Raw genomic sequence first — 324 nt, forward strand, 5'->3', positions numbered from 1 at the left:
ACCGCGAAGAACGACGCCGGTCTCGATCACTATCAGGTCCGGTCCTTCCGAGCCTGGTATGCCCACATCACCCTGGCCATGCTGGCCGCGGCCTACCTCGCGACCACCCGCGCCGCCGAACACGCCGGCGGCGAAAAGGGGGATCTCGATCCGGTGCCCGCCGGCTGATCCCGCTCTCGGCCAACGAGATCCGCCGGCTCCTCGCCGCCCTCGCCTTCACGCCGCTGACCTGCATCGATCACGTCATGCACTGGTCGGACTGGCGCCGCGAACGCCAACATCAAGCCCGCACCTGCCACTACCGCCGACGTGGCCACCGACCAC

At 69.1% G+C, this 324-nt stretch carries 1 pseudogene; it reads left to right on the top strand.

Features of this window, described 5'->3' with window-relative positions:
- A pseudogene (locus tag TOK_RS31945) lies at positions 1-168 on the top strand (IS701 family transposase); the annotation flags it as partial.
- Positions 169-324 lie beyond the last annotated feature (156 nt).

Origin of the sequence: Pseudonocardia sp. N23, assembly GCF_002583555.1 — a bacterium.
Classification (GTDB): Bacteria; Actinomycetota; Actinomycetes; order Mycobacteriales; family Pseudonocardiaceae; genus Pseudonocardia.